Annotated in this window: 16 protein-coding genes; 10 read left to right on the forward strand and 6 right to left on the reverse strand. The window is 72.3% G+C overall.

Features of this window, described 5'->3' with window-relative positions; translation table 11 throughout:
- Nucleotides 1–138 precede the first annotated feature (138 nt).
- From ABFX46_RS30955 to ABFX46_RS30975, 5 genes are read left to right on the forward strand one after another with little or no spacing between them, the layout of a single operon-like run.
- A complete protein-coding gene (locus ABFX46_RS30955) occupies nucleotides 139–942 on the forward strand; it encodes an ABC transporter ATP-binding protein (protein WP_346047461.1) in 804 nt (267 codons plus the stop codon).
- A complete protein-coding gene (locus ABFX46_RS30960; RefSeq protein ID WP_346047462.1) occupies nucleotides 929–1,621 on the forward strand; it encodes an ABC transporter ATP-binding protein in 693 nt (230 codons plus the stop codon). The genes ABFX46_RS30955 and ABFX46_RS30960 overlap by 14 nt, the downstream gene beginning before the upstream one ends.
- Before the next feature lie 11 nt (nucleotides 1,622–1,632).
- Nucleotides 1,633–2,871, forward strand: a complete 1,239-nt coding sequence (locus ABFX46_RS30965) for an ABC transporter substrate-binding protein (RefSeq protein ID WP_346047463.1) — start codon at nucleotides 1,633–1,635, stop codon at nucleotides 2,869–2,871.
- A 12-nt stretch (nucleotides 2,872–2,883) separates the two neighbouring features.
- Nucleotides 2,884–3,744, forward strand: a complete 861-nt coding sequence (locus ABFX46_RS30970; RefSeq protein WP_346047464.1) for a branched-chain amino acid ABC transporter permease — start codon at nucleotides 2,884–2,886, stop codon at nucleotides 3,742–3,744.
- A gap of 13 nt (nucleotides 3,745–3,757) precedes the next feature.
- Entirely contained in the window at nucleotides 3,758–4,747 is a 990-nt protein-coding gene (locus ABFX46_RS30975; RefSeq protein ID WP_346047465.1) for a branched-chain amino acid ABC transporter permease, read from the forward strand.
- A gap of 90 nt (nucleotides 4,748–4,837) precedes the next feature.
- Here ABFX46_RS30975 and ABFX46_RS30980 read toward each other — a convergent pair whose 3' ends face one another.
- Both ABFX46_RS30980 and ABFX46_RS30985 read right to left on the reverse strand, forming a co-directional pair.
- Entirely contained in the window at nucleotides 4,838–6,721 is a 1,884-nt protein-coding gene (locus tag ABFX46_RS30980) for a helix-turn-helix domain-containing protein (RefSeq protein WP_346047466.1), read from the reverse strand.
- Between the two features lie 11 nt (nucleotides 6,722–6,732).
- The gene (locus ABFX46_RS30985) at nucleotides 6,733–7,521 is read right to left on the reverse strand and encodes a 3-hydroxybutyrate dehydrogenase (protein ID WP_346047467.1); all 789 of its coding nucleotides are present in this window, start codon (nucleotides 7,519–7,521) and stop codon (nucleotides 6,733–6,735) included.
- A gap of 173 nt (nucleotides 7,522–7,694) precedes the next feature.
- On the opposite strand from ABFX46_RS30985, the gene ABFX46_RS30990 reads away from it, so the two are divergent.
- Nucleotides 7,695–8,663, forward strand: a complete 969-nt coding sequence (locus ABFX46_RS30990; protein WP_346047468.1) for an alpha/beta fold hydrolase — start codon at nucleotides 7,695–7,697, stop codon at nucleotides 8,661–8,663.
- Between the two features lie 58 nt (nucleotides 8,664–8,721).
- On the opposite strand, the gene ABFX46_RS30995 is transcribed toward ABFX46_RS30990, so the two are convergent.
- Genes ABFX46_RS30995 through ABFX46_RS31005 form a run of 3 tightly spaced genes read right to left on the reverse strand, consistent with a single transcriptional unit; the run spans nucleotide 8,722 to nucleotide 11,151 of the window.
- Nucleotides 8,722–9,525: a MerR family transcriptional regulator gene (locus tag ABFX46_RS30995; RefSeq protein ID WP_346047469.1), complete on the reverse strand. Its 804-nt coding sequence runs from the start codon at nucleotides 9,523–9,525 to the stop codon at nucleotides 8,722–8,724.
- Between the two features lie 40 nt (nucleotides 9,526–9,565).
- Entirely contained in the window at nucleotides 9,566–10,327 is a 762-nt protein-coding gene (locus ABFX46_RS31000; protein ID WP_346047470.1) for an ABC transporter permease, read from the reverse strand.
- A gap of 8 nt (nucleotides 10,328–10,335) precedes the next feature.
- Complete coding sequence (locus ABFX46_RS31005) at nucleotides 10,336–11,151, reverse strand: ABC transporter ATP-binding protein (RefSeq protein ID WP_346047471.1); 816 nt, start codon at nucleotides 11,149–11,151, stop codon at nucleotides 10,336–10,338.
- 86 nt (nucleotides 11,152–11,237) lie between these two features.
- On the opposite strand from ABFX46_RS31005, the gene ABFX46_RS31010 reads away from it, so the two are divergent.
- Together ABFX46_RS31010 and ABFX46_RS31015 are read left to right on the forward strand one after the other, a co-directional pair.
- Entirely contained in the window at nucleotides 11,238–11,948 is a 711-nt protein-coding gene (locus ABFX46_RS31010; RefSeq protein ID WP_163055306.1) for a WYL domain-containing protein, read from the forward strand.
- A gap of 68 nt (nucleotides 11,949–12,016) precedes the next feature.
- Entirely contained in the window at nucleotides 12,017–12,382 is a 366-nt protein-coding gene (locus ABFX46_RS31015; protein WP_346047472.1) for a VOC family protein, read from the forward strand.
- Nucleotides 12,383–12,476: 94 nt separating this feature from the next.
- Here ABFX46_RS31015 and ABFX46_RS31020 read toward each other — a convergent pair whose 3' ends face one another.
- Nucleotides 12,477–13,895: an MFS transporter gene (locus tag ABFX46_RS31020; RefSeq protein WP_346047473.1), complete on the reverse strand. Its 1,419-nt coding sequence runs from the start codon at nucleotides 13,893–13,895 to the stop codon at nucleotides 12,477–12,479.
- Nucleotides 13,896–13,994: 99 nt separating this feature from the next.
- Here ABFX46_RS31020 and ABFX46_RS31025 point away from each other — a divergent pair, with 99 nt between their 5' ends.
- Nucleotides 13,995–14,420 carry a MarR family winged helix-turn-helix transcriptional regulator gene (locus ABFX46_RS31025; protein WP_346047474.1) on the forward strand — a complete coding sequence of 142 codons (426 nt, stop codon included), beginning with the start codon at nucleotides 13,995–13,997 and terminating at the stop codon, nucleotides 14,418–14,420.
- 133 nt (nucleotides 14,421–14,553) lie between these two features.
- Nucleotides 14,554–14,928, forward strand: coding sequence for a VOC family protein (locus tag ABFX46_RS31030; RefSeq protein WP_346047475.1), 375 nt, complete (start codon nucleotides 14,554–14,556; stop codon nucleotides 14,926–14,928).
- Nucleotides 14,929–14,936: the final 8 nt, after the last annotated feature.

Consider the following 14,936-nt stretch of genomic DNA (forward strand, 5'->3'; position numbering starts at 1 on the left):
ATGTGGATCACAGCCGTATCGGCCGGTCCGAATGTGGGGTCGGCTCACATGGTTCGCCTCGCGGGCGCGACCTAGCGTTCCCGGTCACGGCGACCCGGATGTGGTTCGGGTCACCTGCGACGAGCGTGAGGAGGGCGCATGGGCGGTCCCGTCCCGGAGGCGCCGGTTCCGGAGGCCCCGGTTCGCGAGGCACCGGTTCTTCGAGCACGGGGGCTGGTGCGGGAGTTCCGCGGCTTCCGGGCCGTGGACGGCGTCGACCTCGACATCGGGGAGGGCACCGTGCACGCGCTGGTGGGCCCGAACGGCGCCGGCAAGACCACGCTGTTCAACCTGCTCACCGGCTTCCTGAAGCCGACGGCCGGCAGCGTCCGGCTGGGCCGGCACGAGCTGGCGGGCCGGAGCCCGGAGCGGATCGCCCGGCTGGGGCTCGCCAGGTCGTTCCAGATCACGAGCCTGTTCGCGGAGCTGACGCCGCGCCAGCACGTGGAGCTGGCGCTGGCCGGGCGGACCGGGCTCGGCTGGCGGTTCTGGCGGTCGGACCGGGCGCTCGGGCGCTACTCCGACCGCGCCGCCGAACTGCTCGGCCAGGTCGGCCTCGGCGACCACGCGGACATCGCCGCCGGCGCGCTGGCCTACGGCCGCAAGCGGGCCCTCGAACTGGCGCTGGCCCTCGCGCTCGACCCGAAGGTCCTGCTGCTGGACGAGCCGACCGCCGGCATGGGCGTCGAGGACGTCGGCCGGACGGTCGACCTCATCAAGAAGGTCCGCGCCGGACGTACCGTCGTGCTGGTCGAGCACAACATGAGCGTCGTCTCCAGCCTCGCCGACCGCGTCACGGTGCTCCAGCACGGACAGGTCCTCGTCGAGGGCCCCTACGCCGAGATCCGCCACGACCCCCGCGTCGTCACCGCCTACCTCGGAGACTCCGATGCTGCGCATTGACGGACTGTCCGCCTGGTACGGCGAGGCCCAGGCCCTGCGCGACGTGTCCCTGCACGTCGATGAAGGCGAGATCGTCACGCTCGTCGGCCGCAACGGCGCCGGCAAGACCACGCTGCTGCGCTCCCTGATGGGCCTCCATAAGGGGACGTCCGGAACGATCCATTTCCTGGACGAGGACATCTCCGCCATGAGCTCCCACAAGCGCGCGCGGCGCGGCCTCGGTTACGTCCCTGACGACCGTGGCATCTTCGCGACGCTCTCCGTGGAAGAGAACTTGACGCTCCCGCCGCGCATGGGCCCGGATCCGTGGTCGCTGGACCGGGTGTACGAGACGTTCCCCCGCCTCAAGGAACGGCGCCGGTTTCCCGGGACGAAGCTGTCGGGCGGCGAGCAGCAGATGCTCGCGCTGGCCCGGGTGCTGCGGACCGGTGCCCGGCTGCTGCTGTGCGACGAGCCGACCGAGGGCCTGTCGCCGCTGATCGTCCAGCAGATCGGCGCGATCCTCCGCGAGGTCAAGGCGGCCGGGGTGACCGTCCTGCTCATCGAGCAGAACGTGCACTTCGCCGCCACCGTCGCCGACCGCCACCACCTGCTCGCCGAGGGCCGGGTCGTCGAGTCCATGGACAACGACGAGGTCCGCGCCCGCGAGAGCGAACTCCTGCAGTACCTCGGAATCTAGGGAGAACCCCCATGAGAACAATCGGACGCACGGCCGCGCTCGCGACCGCCGGAGCGCTGCTGGCCGGCTGCGCGGGCGGACCCGGCGGGGGCGGGGGCAAGATCAGCGACGACAAGATCGTCCTGGCGGTGCTGACCGACCAGTCCGGCGTGTACGCCGACCTGTCGGGCAAGAACGCCGTCGAGGCGGTGAAGATGGCGGTCGCCGACTTCAAGGCCAAGTACGGCGACAAGGCGGTCACCACGAACATCGAAGTGGTCTCCGCCGACCACCAGAACAAGCCGGAGATCGCCAACTCCAAGGCGCAGGAGCTCTACGACCGGCAGAAGGCCGACCTGATCGTGGACGTCCCGACGTCCTCGGCCGCGCTCGCCGTCGCCACCGTCGCGAAGAACAAGAAGAAGGTGTTCATCGACGTCGGCGGCGCGACCACCGAGCTGGAGGGCAAGCAGTGCAACAAGTACACCTTCCACTACGGCTACAACAGCTACATGCTCGCGCACGGCACGGGCACTGAGGTCACCAAGGACGGCGCCAAGAACTGGTACATCGTCTACCCCGACTACGCGTTCGGGCAGGACATGCAGAAAACGTTCACGGCCGCCGTGAAGGGCGCCGGCGGGACGGTCGTGAAGAGCGACCCGACGCCGTTCCCCAACGACAACTTCTCCACGTTCCTGCTCAAGGCGCCCAACCTCGACCCCAAGCCGCAGGTCATCGGCGCCATGCAGGCGGGCGGTGACCTCGTCAACCTGGTGAAGCAGTACAACGAGTACAAGCTGCGCGACAAGGGCGTCGGGCTGGCGGTCGGCCTCATGTTCCTGACCGACATCCACTCCCTCACCCCGGACGCGCTGGCGGGGACGTACTTCACCGACTTCTGGTACTGGAACGCCAATGCCGGCAACCGCGCGTGGGCCGACAAGTTCCAGGCCAAGACCAACACCCGCCCGACGGCCGTCCACGCGGGCGACTACTCCGCGGCGCTCCAGTACCTGGAGGCGGTGCAGCGCGGCGGCACGGACAAGTCCGACGACGTGGTGAAGCAGCTCGAAGGCCACAAGGTCGACGACGTCTTCACCTCCACCGGGACGATCCGGGCCGAGGACCACCTGCTCGTCCACGACGCCTACATCGCGCAGGTGAAGCCGGCCGGCGAGGTCAAGGAGCCCTGGGACTACGAGAAGATCGTCAAGACGATCCCGGCGGCGGAGGCGTTCCAGCAGCCGGACGCGTCCTGCACCCTCTGAGGCGGGTCTGACGTGCTGCAACAGGCGTTCAACGGGCTGGTGGGCGGGGCGTTCTACGCCCTGCTCGCCCTCGGCCTGGCCGTCATCTTCGGGATGCTCGGCGTGGTCAACTTCGCGCACGGCGCGTTCTACATGCTCGGCGCGTTCGGGGCGTTCATCGCGCTCGACTCGCTGGGCCTGAACTTCTGGCTGGCGCTGCCGATCGTCCCCGTCGTGCTGGGCGCGGTGGGAGTCGTGCTGGAGCGGCTGTTCATCCGCCGGCTGGCGCCGCTGGACCCGCTCTACAACTTCCTGTTCACCTTCGGGCTGGCACTCATCCTGCAGGACCTGGTCAAGCGGCAGTACGGCGTGCAGTCGCAGCCGTACCCGCGCCCGTCCGCGCTGGGCGGGTCGGTCGACCTGGGCCTGTTCACCTACCCCGCCTACCAGGTGTTCGTGCTGGCGGTGTCGGTGCTGGTCTGCGGGGCCGTGTGGGTGATCCTGACCCGCACCCGCGTGGGCATGATCGTCCGGGCGGCGACCGAGAAGCCGGAACTGTCGCGGGCGCTCGGCATCGACGTCGGCCGGTGGGTGACCCCCGTGTTCGGCTTCGGCATCGCGCTGGCCGCGTTCGCCGGGGTGCTGGCCGCGCCGATGCGGGCGGTCAACCCGCTGATGGGCTCCGACCTCATCATCACCGTCTTCGCGGTCGTGGTGATCGGCGGGCTCGGGTCGGTGTTCGGCTCGGTCGCCGCCGGGTTCGCGGTCGGGCTGGTCTCGGCCCTCGGCAACTACTACGTCCCGTCCCTCTCGCAGACGCTCGTGTTCATCCTGATGGCCGCCGTGCTGCTGTGGCGTCCGGCCGGCCTGTTCGGACGCGAGGAGGCCCTGTGATGGAGGAGAAGCCGTGATCCTCAGCAAGCTCGCCGGACGGCCGATCCTGCTGGCCGTCGGCCTGGTGGCGGCGCTGGTCCTGCCGTGGTTCATCTACCCGCCGGTCGCCCTGGACATCGTCTGCTGGGCGCTGTTCGCCGCCGCCGTCGACCTGCTGCTCGGCTTCACCGGGCTCCTGTCGTTCGGGCACGCGGCGTTCTGGGGAGGGTCCGCGTACGTCACCGGACTGATCGCGCTGCACTCCGGGCTGCCGTTCTTCGTGGCCGTCCTGGGCGGGGCGCTGTTCGCCGCCGCCCTCGCCGTTCCGATCGGGTTCCTGTCGGTGCGGCTGCGCGGCATCTACTTCGCGATGGTCACCCTGGCCTTCGCCCAGATGGTCTACTTCGTCGCCAACCAGTGGCGGGACGCGACGGGGGGAGAGAACGGTCTCCAGGGCATCCCCAGGGAGTTCTTCGGAGTCGACCTCTCCGACCCGTTCTTCTTCTACTACGCGGCCCTGCCGTTCGTGCTGGTGGGAATGTTCGTGGCCTGGCGCATCGTCCGCTCACCGTTCGGACGGGTGCTGGTGTCCATCCGCGACAACCCGAACAGGGCGCGGGCGCTCGGATACAGCATCGACCGCTACAAGCTGGTCGCCTTCGTCCTGTCGGCGGCCCTGTCGGGCCTGGCGGGCGGGCTGTTCACCGTCGGGCACGGCTTCGCGTCCCTGCAGGGCGTCTACTGGACGACCTCGGGCCAGGTCGTGATGATGGTCGTCCTCGGCGGCATCGGCACCCTGTGGGGCGGCGCCATCGGCGCGGCCCTGGTCGTGGAGCTGAACGACTACCTGGCGACGGCCGGGTTCGAGGAGACCGGGATCATCACCGGCGCGATCTTCATCATCGTCGTGCTGCTGTTCCGCCGCGGCGTCTGGGGCACGGCGCGCGACCTCATCGCCGCCCGGTCGTCCCGCGGGCGCCCGGCGCCCGAGCCGGACGAGGCGAAGGTGGGCGCTCCCGTCTGAGAGGCCGGTGTGCGGAAAGCGGCGTGCCGCCCGCGGTCGCGCGGGCGGCACGCCGTTGCCTTCCGGCGGTTGCCTTCCGGCGCCGTGCCTTCAGTGGGAGAGGCGGTTCAGGCGCAGCGCGAGCTGGAGTTCGAGGGCGCGTTCCGGGGTCTGCCAGTCGTCGCCGAGCAGGCGGGCGATGCGGTCCAGGCGCTGGCTCACGGTGTTCACGTGGATGTGCAGGCGCTCGGCCGTGCGCGACAGGCTCCCGCTCGTCCCGAAGTACGCCTCAAGGGTCTGGACGAGGGACGTCCCGCGCCGCTCGTCGTAGTCGAGGACGGGACCGAGCGCGCCGGTGAGGAAGCCCGTCACGTCCCGGTCGTCCCCGATGAGCAGGCCGACGAAGCCGAGCTCGGCCGCGCTCGCGCCGTCGCCGCGGCGGCCGAGGGACAGCAGGGCGTCCGCGCAGCGCTGCGCCTCCCGGTGCGCGTCCGCGACCGCGGCGGCCGCGTGCACGGGACCGGCCGCGCCGACCGTCGCCGGCCCGCCCAGCGAGGCGCCCAGCTCCTTCGCGACCCGCCGCGCCGCGTCGCCGGGGCGGTCGCCCGGCAGGAACAGCACGATCTCCTCCGCGCGGTCGGCGGCGAGCCCGTGCTCCACGGCCGCGTAGGACGACGCCCAGAACGCGGCCCGCTGCCGGTGCTCGAGCGACTCGTACTTCGCGCACAGCACGACGTGCGGGGCGCTCAGGTCCACGTTCACGCGCCGGGCGCGGGCCGACAGCGCCTCCGCGCCCGTCCGGCGGCCGGAGAGCAGGTCGTCGAGCAGCTCGCCGCGCACCCGCCCCTCCGCCTCGGTGACGCTGCGCTGGAACAGCAGCAGCAGGGCGGTGACGAGCGCGGCCCGCTCCAGGATCCGCTGGTCGGCGTCGTCGACCTCGTCGGAGGTGCGCAGGACGAGCGTCCCGAGCATCTCGTCGCCGGTCGACACCGACGCGATCCACAGGTCGCCGCGCCGGACCGTCCTGCCCTGCGCGCGCGCGGAGTGCGCGGAGGCCGACACACCGGCCAGTTCGTCATCGGTCAGGCCCGGCGACACGGCACCCGTCGTGGCCAGCTGCCGGCCGTCCGCGTCGAGCACGTGCAAGGTGCCGCCGAGCAGCTCCGTCACGATCGCGCCGACGTCTTCCACGCCGCCGCCGCGGACCACGACCGCCGTCATCCGGTCGTGCGCGCGCGCCGCCCGCTCTACGGCCGCGCTACGCGCCTTGACCTCCTCGTTGGCGGCGCTCAGCTCGTCCAGGGCGGTACGGGTCTCCTCCAGGAGGCGCGCGTTGTCGATGGCGATCGCGGCATGCGCGGCCAGCGACCCCAGCAGCGCGACCTCTTCCTGGTCGAACGGGCGCTCGCTGCGGTTCGCGGCGGTCAGGACGCCGATGACGCGGCTGCCCAGCCGCATCGGCACGCCGAGGATGGCGACCAGGCCCTCTTCGGTGACCGCGTCGTCGATGTAGCCGCGGTGCTGGAACTGTCCGTCCCCGAGGTAGTGGTCGCTGTTGTAGGGCATGGCCGTCTGCGCGACCAGCCCGACGAGCCCGGTGCCCATCGGCAGCCGCAGCCGCCGGAACGCCGCCGACACCGACCCGTCCGTCACCCGCATGTAGGTGTCGCCGTGCTCGTCGTCGTTCAGCGTCAGGTAGGCGATGTCGGCGTTGAGCAGCCGCCGGGCGCGGCGGGTGATCGCCTCCAGCACCGCGTCGAGGTCGCGCAGCCCGGCGAGGTCGCCGGCGGTGTCGAACAGCGCCGCCAGCTCGGCCTCCCGCCGGGCGTGCCGCCGCATGATCATCCGGACCCGGAGCGCGGCCAGCTTGGCCGCCTCCAGCTCCTCCAGCACGGCGGGCGGCGCGCCGTCCGCCCGCGCCTGGACGAGGGGACCCTCGAACTCGACGGGGGAGGCCTCTCGGGCCAGCAGTTCGAGGAAGACGCCGCAGGACATACGGGCCATTCTCAATGGGCCGTCCAGCCGCCGTCGAGTGCGAGGGACGCGCCGGTCACCATGGACGCCGCCGGCGAGCACAGGTAGCCGACCAGTTCGGCGACCTCGTCCGGCTCGATCAGCCGCTTCAGGGCCGCGTGGTCGAGCATCACCCGCTCGACGACCTCGCTCTCCGGCATGCCGTGCGCGCGCGCCTGGTCGGCTATCTGGCTCTCCACCAGCGGCGTCCGGACATAGGCCGGGTTCACGCAGTTGGACGTCACGCCGTGCGCGGCGCCCTCCAGCGCCACGACCTTGGACAGGCCCTCCAGCCCGTGCTTGGCCGTCACGTAGGCCGACTTGTAGGGCGAGGCCCGCAGCCCGTGCACGGACGAGATGTTGACGATGCGTCCCCAGCCCCGCTCGTACATGCCGGGAAGCGCGTCCCGGACCAGCCGGAACGGCGCCTCCACCATCAGCCGCAGGATCCGCGCGAACATGTCCGGCGGGAACTCGTGGACGGGCGCCACATGCTGGATGCCCGCGTTGTTGACGAGGATGTCGACGCCGGACGCCAGCCCGTCGAGCGCGTCCATGTCGGCCAGGTCGGCGCGCAGCGGGACGCCGCCGAACTCGGCCGCCGTCCGCTCCGCCGCCGCCCCGTCCAGGTCGGCCACCACCACCTCGGCGCCCGCCGCCGCCAGCCGCCGCGCGCAGGCCCGGCCGATGCCGCCCGCGCCGCCGGTGACCAGGGCGCGCCGCCCCGACAGATCCAGCGTCCCCGAAGTCCCCGCGCCCGGCCGGGGTGTCACGCTCGTCATGGGCAGAACCTACGGAGCGCGACCCCGCCCTCCCATGTGTCCCGGGCACACAATCCACCACCGGGCGGTATGGGCGGAGGGGACCGGTGATTTTCGGCCGTCCCGGCGCACGGACCGGAACTGGTGGGGCTACCGTTGGCCTCGCACGGTCCCGCCCACCGCGAGGGGTTCCGATGACCGAGATCACGCATCGTTCCGTCCAGTCCGAGAGCGGCCTGCGCATGCACGTCGCCGAGGCGGGCGAGGGGCCGCTCGTCCTGCTCCTGCACGGCTTCCCCGAATGCTGGTACTCCTGGCGGCACCAGCTCACCGCGCTCGCCGAGGCCGGGTTCCACGCCGTCGCCCCCGACCAGCGCGGCTACGCCCGGACCGGCGGCCCGGCGGAGACCGACCAGTACACGATCCTGCACCTGGCCGGGGACGCGGTCGGGCTCATCGACGCCCTCGGCGCGGACCGGGACCACGGTGCGAACCGGGCCGTGGTCGTCGGCCACGACTGGGGCGCGCCCGTCGCGTGGGCCGTCGCGCAGATGCGCCCCGACAAGGTGCGCGGCGTGGTCGGCATGTCCGTCCCGCACCGCCCGCGCTCCAGCAGGCCGCCGGTGGAGTCGATGCGCCGCCTGTTCGGCGACGGCTTCTACATGGTGCGATTCCAGCAGCCGGACGCCCCCGAAGCCGAACTCGACCGCGACCGTGCCGCCACCTTCCGCCGCATGCTGGCCGGGATGTCCGGCGACGGCCCCGCCCCGCCGCTGATCGCCCCCGAGGGCGGCGCGTTCCTCGACACGCTCCCCGAGCCGGAGAAGCTGCCCGGCTGGCTCACCGACGCCGACATCGCCGCCTACGTCGAGGAGTACGCCGAGAGCGGGTTCACCGGGCCGATCAACTGGTACCGCAACCTGGACCGCAACTGGGAGCTGACCGCCGCCTGGCACCGCGCCCCCATCGGCCCGCCCGCGCTCTACATCGCCGGCGACCGCGACATCGTCGCCGTCGGCGCCCGGAACGTGATCGACTCGATGACCGACTTCGTGCCGAACCTCCGCGACACCGTCTGGCTGCCCGGATGCGGCCACTGGACGCAGCAGGAGCGCCCCGCCGAGGTCAACGAGGCGATCCTCGCCTTCCTCCACGCCCTCTGACCCACCCCCGCCGGGTGCGCCCGCCGCGCGAGCAGCACGAGTACCTTGCGGTGCTCCGTCACGCGTCCGGTGGCTGAGTGGGGCGGGTGGGGGACTGCGGGAGTCGTTCTGTGCGGACCCAGCCGTTCCAGCCGCGTTCGCGCATCAGTTCCACCATGCGCACGGCGCGCGGGTCCGATTCGACCGCGAGTGCCTCCAGGAGGTCGAACGGCAGGTCCTCGTCCGCCATCTCGCCGAGGTCGACCTCGCCGGCGGCGCAGGCCTCCTCGGCCAGGTCGGCCATGATGTCGGCGGCCTCCTCCAGCAGTGGCGAGTCGGCCGCGTCGGTGTCGACGAGCTCCGACAGGACCCGGTAGAGGCGGACGACCCGCGGGTCGTCGAGCTGCGCGAACTTCCCGGGCATGAGCTCGCGGACGCGATCGGGCCAGCGGGCCGTGACGAGGATCCACCCGTCCCGCTCGCCCTCCACCATCCGCTCCGACACCCCGAGTTCCCGCAGCCGGTCGAGGTAGGAGACGATCTCCGGCGGGAGCACCAGGCCGTCCCCCGCGGCGAGCCGCGCGATGTTCTCGCGGCCGGCCTCCAGCCGCGCGATCTCGTCGCGCAGCCGGGCGTCGATCCGCCGGACCGCCTCGGCGAAGGTCGCGGCGTCAGCCGCCAGCAGGTCGTCGATCCGGGAGAGCGGCACGCCGGCGTCGGCGAGGGTGCGGATCTTGATGAGGGACACGACCGCCGTCGCGCCATACCTTCGGTACCCCGAGGCGTCCCGCTCCGGCTCCGGCAGCAGCCCGATCTGGTGGTAGTGCCGCACCGCACGCACCGTCACGCCGGCGTAGGCCGCCAGTTGACCGATCGTCAGCATGCTTCGATCCTGCCCCGTCCGGGCCCGGGCCGGCACCGGTTCAGGACGTCCGGCGGCGGTGGCAGGCACCGGCGAGGACGTAGGCGGCGGCGAGGATGCCGGCGCACCAGGCGAGCGCGGTCCACACGCCGGTCCCGACCGGCTGTTGCGTGAGCAGGGCGCGGAGCGTGTCGACGATGGAGGTCACCGGCTGGTGCTGCGCGAAGGCGCGCACGGGGCCGGGCATGGTGTCGGTCGGCACGAAGGCCGAGCTGATGAACGGCAGGAAGACGAGCGGGTAGGAGAACGCGCTCGCGCCGTCCACGCTCTTCGCGGTGAGGCCGGGGATGACGGCGATCCAGGTCAGCGCGAGGGTGAACAGGGCGAGGATGCCGGCGACCGCCAGCCAGGCCGCCACGCCCGCGCCCGAGCGGAAGCCCGCGAGGAGGGCGACGCCGACGACCGCGGCGATCGAGACGGCGTTGGCGGCCAGCGAGGTCAGCACGTGCGCCCAGAGGACGCCCGACCGGGCGATCGGCATCGACTGGAACCGCTCGAAGATCCCGCTCTGCATGTCGGTGAAGAGCCGGAGCGCGGTGTAGGAGATGCCCGACGCGATCGTGATGAGCAGGATGCCGGGAAGCATGTAGTCCACGTACGAGACCGGTCCGGTGTCGATCGCGCCGCCGAACACGTAGACGAACATCAGCATGATCACGATCGGCGTGATCGCGGTCGTGATGATGGTGTCGAGGCTGCGGGTGACATGGCGCATCGTCCGTCCCGTGAGGACGGCGGTGTCGCCCAGGAAGTGCGCGTCCATGGCGGTTCCTACTCCTTGCCCGTGAGGGTCTCGGGGTCCTGGCGGTCCTCGCCGACGACCGCGAGGAAGATGTCTTCGAGAGAGGGCTGCTTCTCGACGTACTCGACCTCGGCGGGCGGCAGCCGCCTGAGTCCGGCCAGGGTGTCGTTGACGATGATCCGGCCCCGGTGGAGGATCGCGATCCGGTCGGCGAGGTGCTCGGCCTCGTCCAGGTACTGGGTGGTGAGCAGCACCGTCGTGCCGCCCTCGGCGAGCCCCTTGACGGACTGCCACACCCCGATCCGGGCCTCCGGGTCCAGCCCGGTCGTCGGCTCGTCCAGGAAGACGACGGGCGGGTTCCCGATGAGGCTCATCGCGATGTCCAGGCGGCGGCGCATGCCGCCGGAGTACGCCGCCACCCGCCGGCCGCCCGCCTCGGTCAGCGAGAAGCGCCTCAGCAGGCCGTCGGCGATCGCTCCCGGGTCCTTGAGATGCCTCAGCCTGGCGACCAGCACGAGGTTCTCCCGCCCGGTGAGGCTCTCGTCGACCGCCGCGAACTGCCCGGTGAGACTGATGGACGCGCGCACGTCGGCGGCCCGCGCCGCGACGTCGAAACCGTTGACGCGGGCCGTCCCCGCGTCGGCCTTGAGCAGCGTGGACAGGATCCGCACCATCGTGGTCTTGCCCGCCCCGTTCGAGCCGAGCAGGGCGAGGACCTCGCCCCGTCCCACGTCGAGGTCGACGCCGCGCAGCACGCGCAGCTCCTTGTAGGACTTCTCAAGGCCCCGCACGTGGATCGCGGGCCCTTGGACCTGATCGGTGCCGGTGGCCGGGGGGATGCTCATGGCGGCCAGCATGGAGGGCTGACGCTGCGTCAGGGTCAACCCGGCGACGGCGCGGAAATGTCGGAGGCGCCGCGTACGGTCGGCGCGTGAACCGCACCGACCGTCTGTACGCCCTGGTGGAGGAGTTGCGCGCGTGCGCGCCGCGCCGCCTCGCCGCGCGCGAACTGGCCGCGCGGTACGAGGTGAGCGTCCGCACGATCGAGCGCGACATCAGCGCGCTCCAGCAGGCCGGCGTGCCGATCTTCGCGGACGTCGGCCGGGGCGGCGGCTACACCCTGGACAAGAGCCGCACGCTGCCGCCGCTGAACTTCACCCCCGCCGAGGCCGTCGCCGTCGCGATCACGCTGTCGCGCGCGGGCGGCTCGCCGTACTCCCGCTCGGCCCGCACCGCCCTGCACAAGATCGTCGCCGCGATGTCGGCGGACGACGGCGCCTCGGCCCGAGAACTGGCCGCCCGCATCCGCTTCCTGGCCCCCGCCGGGGACGGCGACCCGGCCGCGTCCGTGCCGGCCGTGCTGGAGGAGGCCGTCCTGGCCCGACGGGTGGTCCGCCTCACCTACGTCGACCGGACGGGCACCGAGACCGAGCGCGACGTCGAGCCCGTCACCTTCACCGCGTCCGGCAAGGGCTGGTACCTGACCGCCTGGTGCCGGATGCGGGGCGGCTGCCGCGTGTTCCGCACCGACCGCGTCCGCCGCGCCGCCCTCCTGGAGGAGACCGCCCCCGACCGCTCCACCGAGGCCATGCACGACGACATCCCCGCCGACTACGTCGTCCGCCCTCTGGAATTCGTCTGACAACCCCGACACGGGGCTGTCGCCTGCTCCGCCCAGCGTCGGTCCACGACACCGACAGGGAGGACACCATGAGCATTCCCGCCCACAACACCGTCGCCTGGTTCCAGATCGGCACCGGCGCGCCAGGGGAGGCCCGCCGCTTCTACGGCGACATGTTCGGCTGGCGTTTCGCGGACGACACCGCCGACGAGGGCTACGAGCTGATCACCTACGCGGGCGCGCAGGCCCCGAGCGGCGGCCTGGCCTCGCAGGGCGGCGACCACGCCGAGTTCTTCGTCCTGGTGGCGGACGTCGACGCCGCCTGCGCCGAGGCCCAGCGCCTCGGCGGCAAGGTCGCCGTCTCCCCGAAGACCGCCGCGAGCGGCCTCCGCTTCGCCCACCTTCAGGACCCGGCGGGCAACCGCTTCGGCGTCTTCACGGAGCCGTCCGCCTGACGGCCACGGCCGCGCGGGCCGCCTCACCAGCCGGTACGCGTTCAGGCGGGCTGGTGAGGCGCCGCGCGACCCGGCCGGGCGGCGCCATGCCCGGTCAGCCGACCGCGCTCGGAGCAGGGGCGGCCGGCCGGACGTGGGGGAGCAGGAAGCCGGCGAGGGCGGCGAGCAGGCCGAGGGCGACCACGACCCAGGCGGCGACGCCGAACGCGCCGCCCAGGTCGCGGCCGGACGCGGCCGAGTCGAAGAACACCGTCCCGACGATCGCGATGCCGAGCGCCCCGCCGGCCTGCTGGAAGGTCGAGAGCGTGCCGGACGCCGACCCGGCGTCGCCGACGGGCACCGCGGCGAGGACGACATCGGTCAGCGGGACCAGGACCAGGCCCAGCCCGGCGCCCGCGACGGCCATCGGCCCGATGAGCCCGGCCACCGTCGGGTCGGAGCCGCCGGCGACGACCGCGATCGACCAGCCGGCGCCGACCGCCTGCAGCAGCGCCCCGGCGCCGACCAGCGTCCGGCCGGCCTTGGCGACCAGCGCGGCCGCGGCCCCGCTGGTCATCGCGGCCGCGATGCTGAACGGGAGGACCACGAGCCCGGCCTCCCAGGCGCTGAAGCCGAAGCCCGACTGCACGGTGATGCTCAGGACGAACAAGAACCCGATCACGCTGGCCTGGAAGGACAGCTGGACGATCAGCCCGGCGCTGAACCCGCGGTCGGTGAACAGGCGGAGCGGCAGCAGGAGGGCGCGTCCCCTGCGGGCCCGGCCGCGTTCGTGGACGACGAAGGCGGCGAGCAGGACCGGCGCGAGCACGAACAGGGCCGCCGTCCACCAGGGCCATCCCGCCTGGCGGCCCTCGATGAGCGGATAGACCAGGGCCACGACGCCGCCGACGGCGAGCACCGTCCCGAGGACGTCCGGGGAGAGCGGGTGGTCGGACTTCGTCTGCGGGATCAGCGCGAGGGCGCCTGCCACCACGAGGACGCCGACCGGGACGTTGACCAGGAAGATCGCCCGCCAGCCGAGCCCGAGCACGTCTCCGGACACGAACGCGCCGCCCAGCAGGGGCCCGGCGACGGCCGCCAGCCCGGTGACCGCCCCGGCGATCCCGTACACGCCCGCACGCTCCTTGGGCGCGTACAGGGCCTGGACGGTGCCGAGCACCTGCGGCACCATCGCCCCGGCGAACAGCCCCTGCGCGAGCCGCACCACGACCAGCTCGGTGCCCGAGCCGGCGACCCCGGCCCACAGCGACGCCAGCGTGAACCCGGCCGTGCCGGCGATGAACACGGTGCGCCGGCCGAGCATGTCGCCCAGCCGGCCGCCGGCGACCAGCATCGCGGCGAAGGTCAGCACGTACCCCGACACGACCCACTCCAGCTGGGCCGCCGTGGTGTGCAGCGAGTGCTCGATCGACGGCAGCGCGACGTTGACGATCGTGCTGTCCATCAGGTCCATGAACGACGCCAGCAGCAGTACCACCACCGCCGCCGTCCGACCGCGTCCCGTGCCTTCCATGGAGCCACCTCCAACTACAATCGATGTGCGACTTTCCCAAGGCGGGTTAGTTGCGTACTGCGATTATCCCACTGTGGGACGATAATGCAAGGGGGTCCGATGGCGAATCCGCACGGCGACCGCATCCAGCGCGCCTTCCAGGTGGCCCTGGTGAACGCGGTGCTCGGCAACGACCGCATCGCCAGGGAGTTCGGGCTGACGGTCACCGACACCCAGGCCCTGCACCTGCTCGTGCTGCGCGACGACATCCGCAACGCCAAGCAGCTCAGCGACGCCACCGGGATCTCCACCAGCACCGTCAGCCGCGCCATCGACCGGCTGGAGCGCGCCGGATACCTCCAGCGCGTCCCGGACCCCGACGACCGCCGCAGCGCGCGCCTCGACGTCGACATGGCCAAGGTCAAGCCGCTGTTCGACCGGTACGCCGGGTACGTCACCCACCTGGAGAAGGTCAACGCCGACTACACCGACGAGCAGCTCGACCTCATCGCCGGCTACCTGGAGAAGACCAACGGCCTGTTCTGAGCGCGGGCGGGTGCCGGCGGGCGCGGGCGGGCGACTCCGGGCACGCGGGTGGCAAAACGTGCGGAAACCCCGACAGGGGGCTGTCGGCATGCTCCCCGACGCTGGTGCCCGCAGCGTTCGAAGGAGGAGATCGATGAGCGTTCCCGCGTTCAACACCGTCACGTGGTTCCAGGTCGGCACGGACGCCCCGGAGGAGGCCCGCCGCTTCTACGGCGACATGTTCGGCTGGCGGTTCGCGCTCGACCCGGACGCCGACGGCTACGACCTCGTCAGCTACCCGGGCGCCGCCGCGCCGAGCGGCGGCATCTCGCACGAGCCGGACGCCTCCCGCAACCACGCGATGTTCCTCGTCCTGGTCGAGGACGTCGAGGCCGCCTGCGAGCAGACGGTGAAGTGCGGCGGCAAGGTCGCCATGCCGGCCCTGAGCACCGCGAACGGACTCACGTTCGCCTACCTCCAGGACCCGTCCGGCAACACCTTCGGGGTGTTCACGCCCCCGGCGCCCTGAACGCGAGC

Origin of the sequence: Actinomadura chokoriensis (assembly GCF_039529475.1) — a bacterium.
Classification (GTDB): domain Bacteria; phylum Actinomycetota; class Actinomycetes; order Streptosporangiales; family Streptosporangiaceae; genus Spirillospora; species Spirillospora bangladeshensis.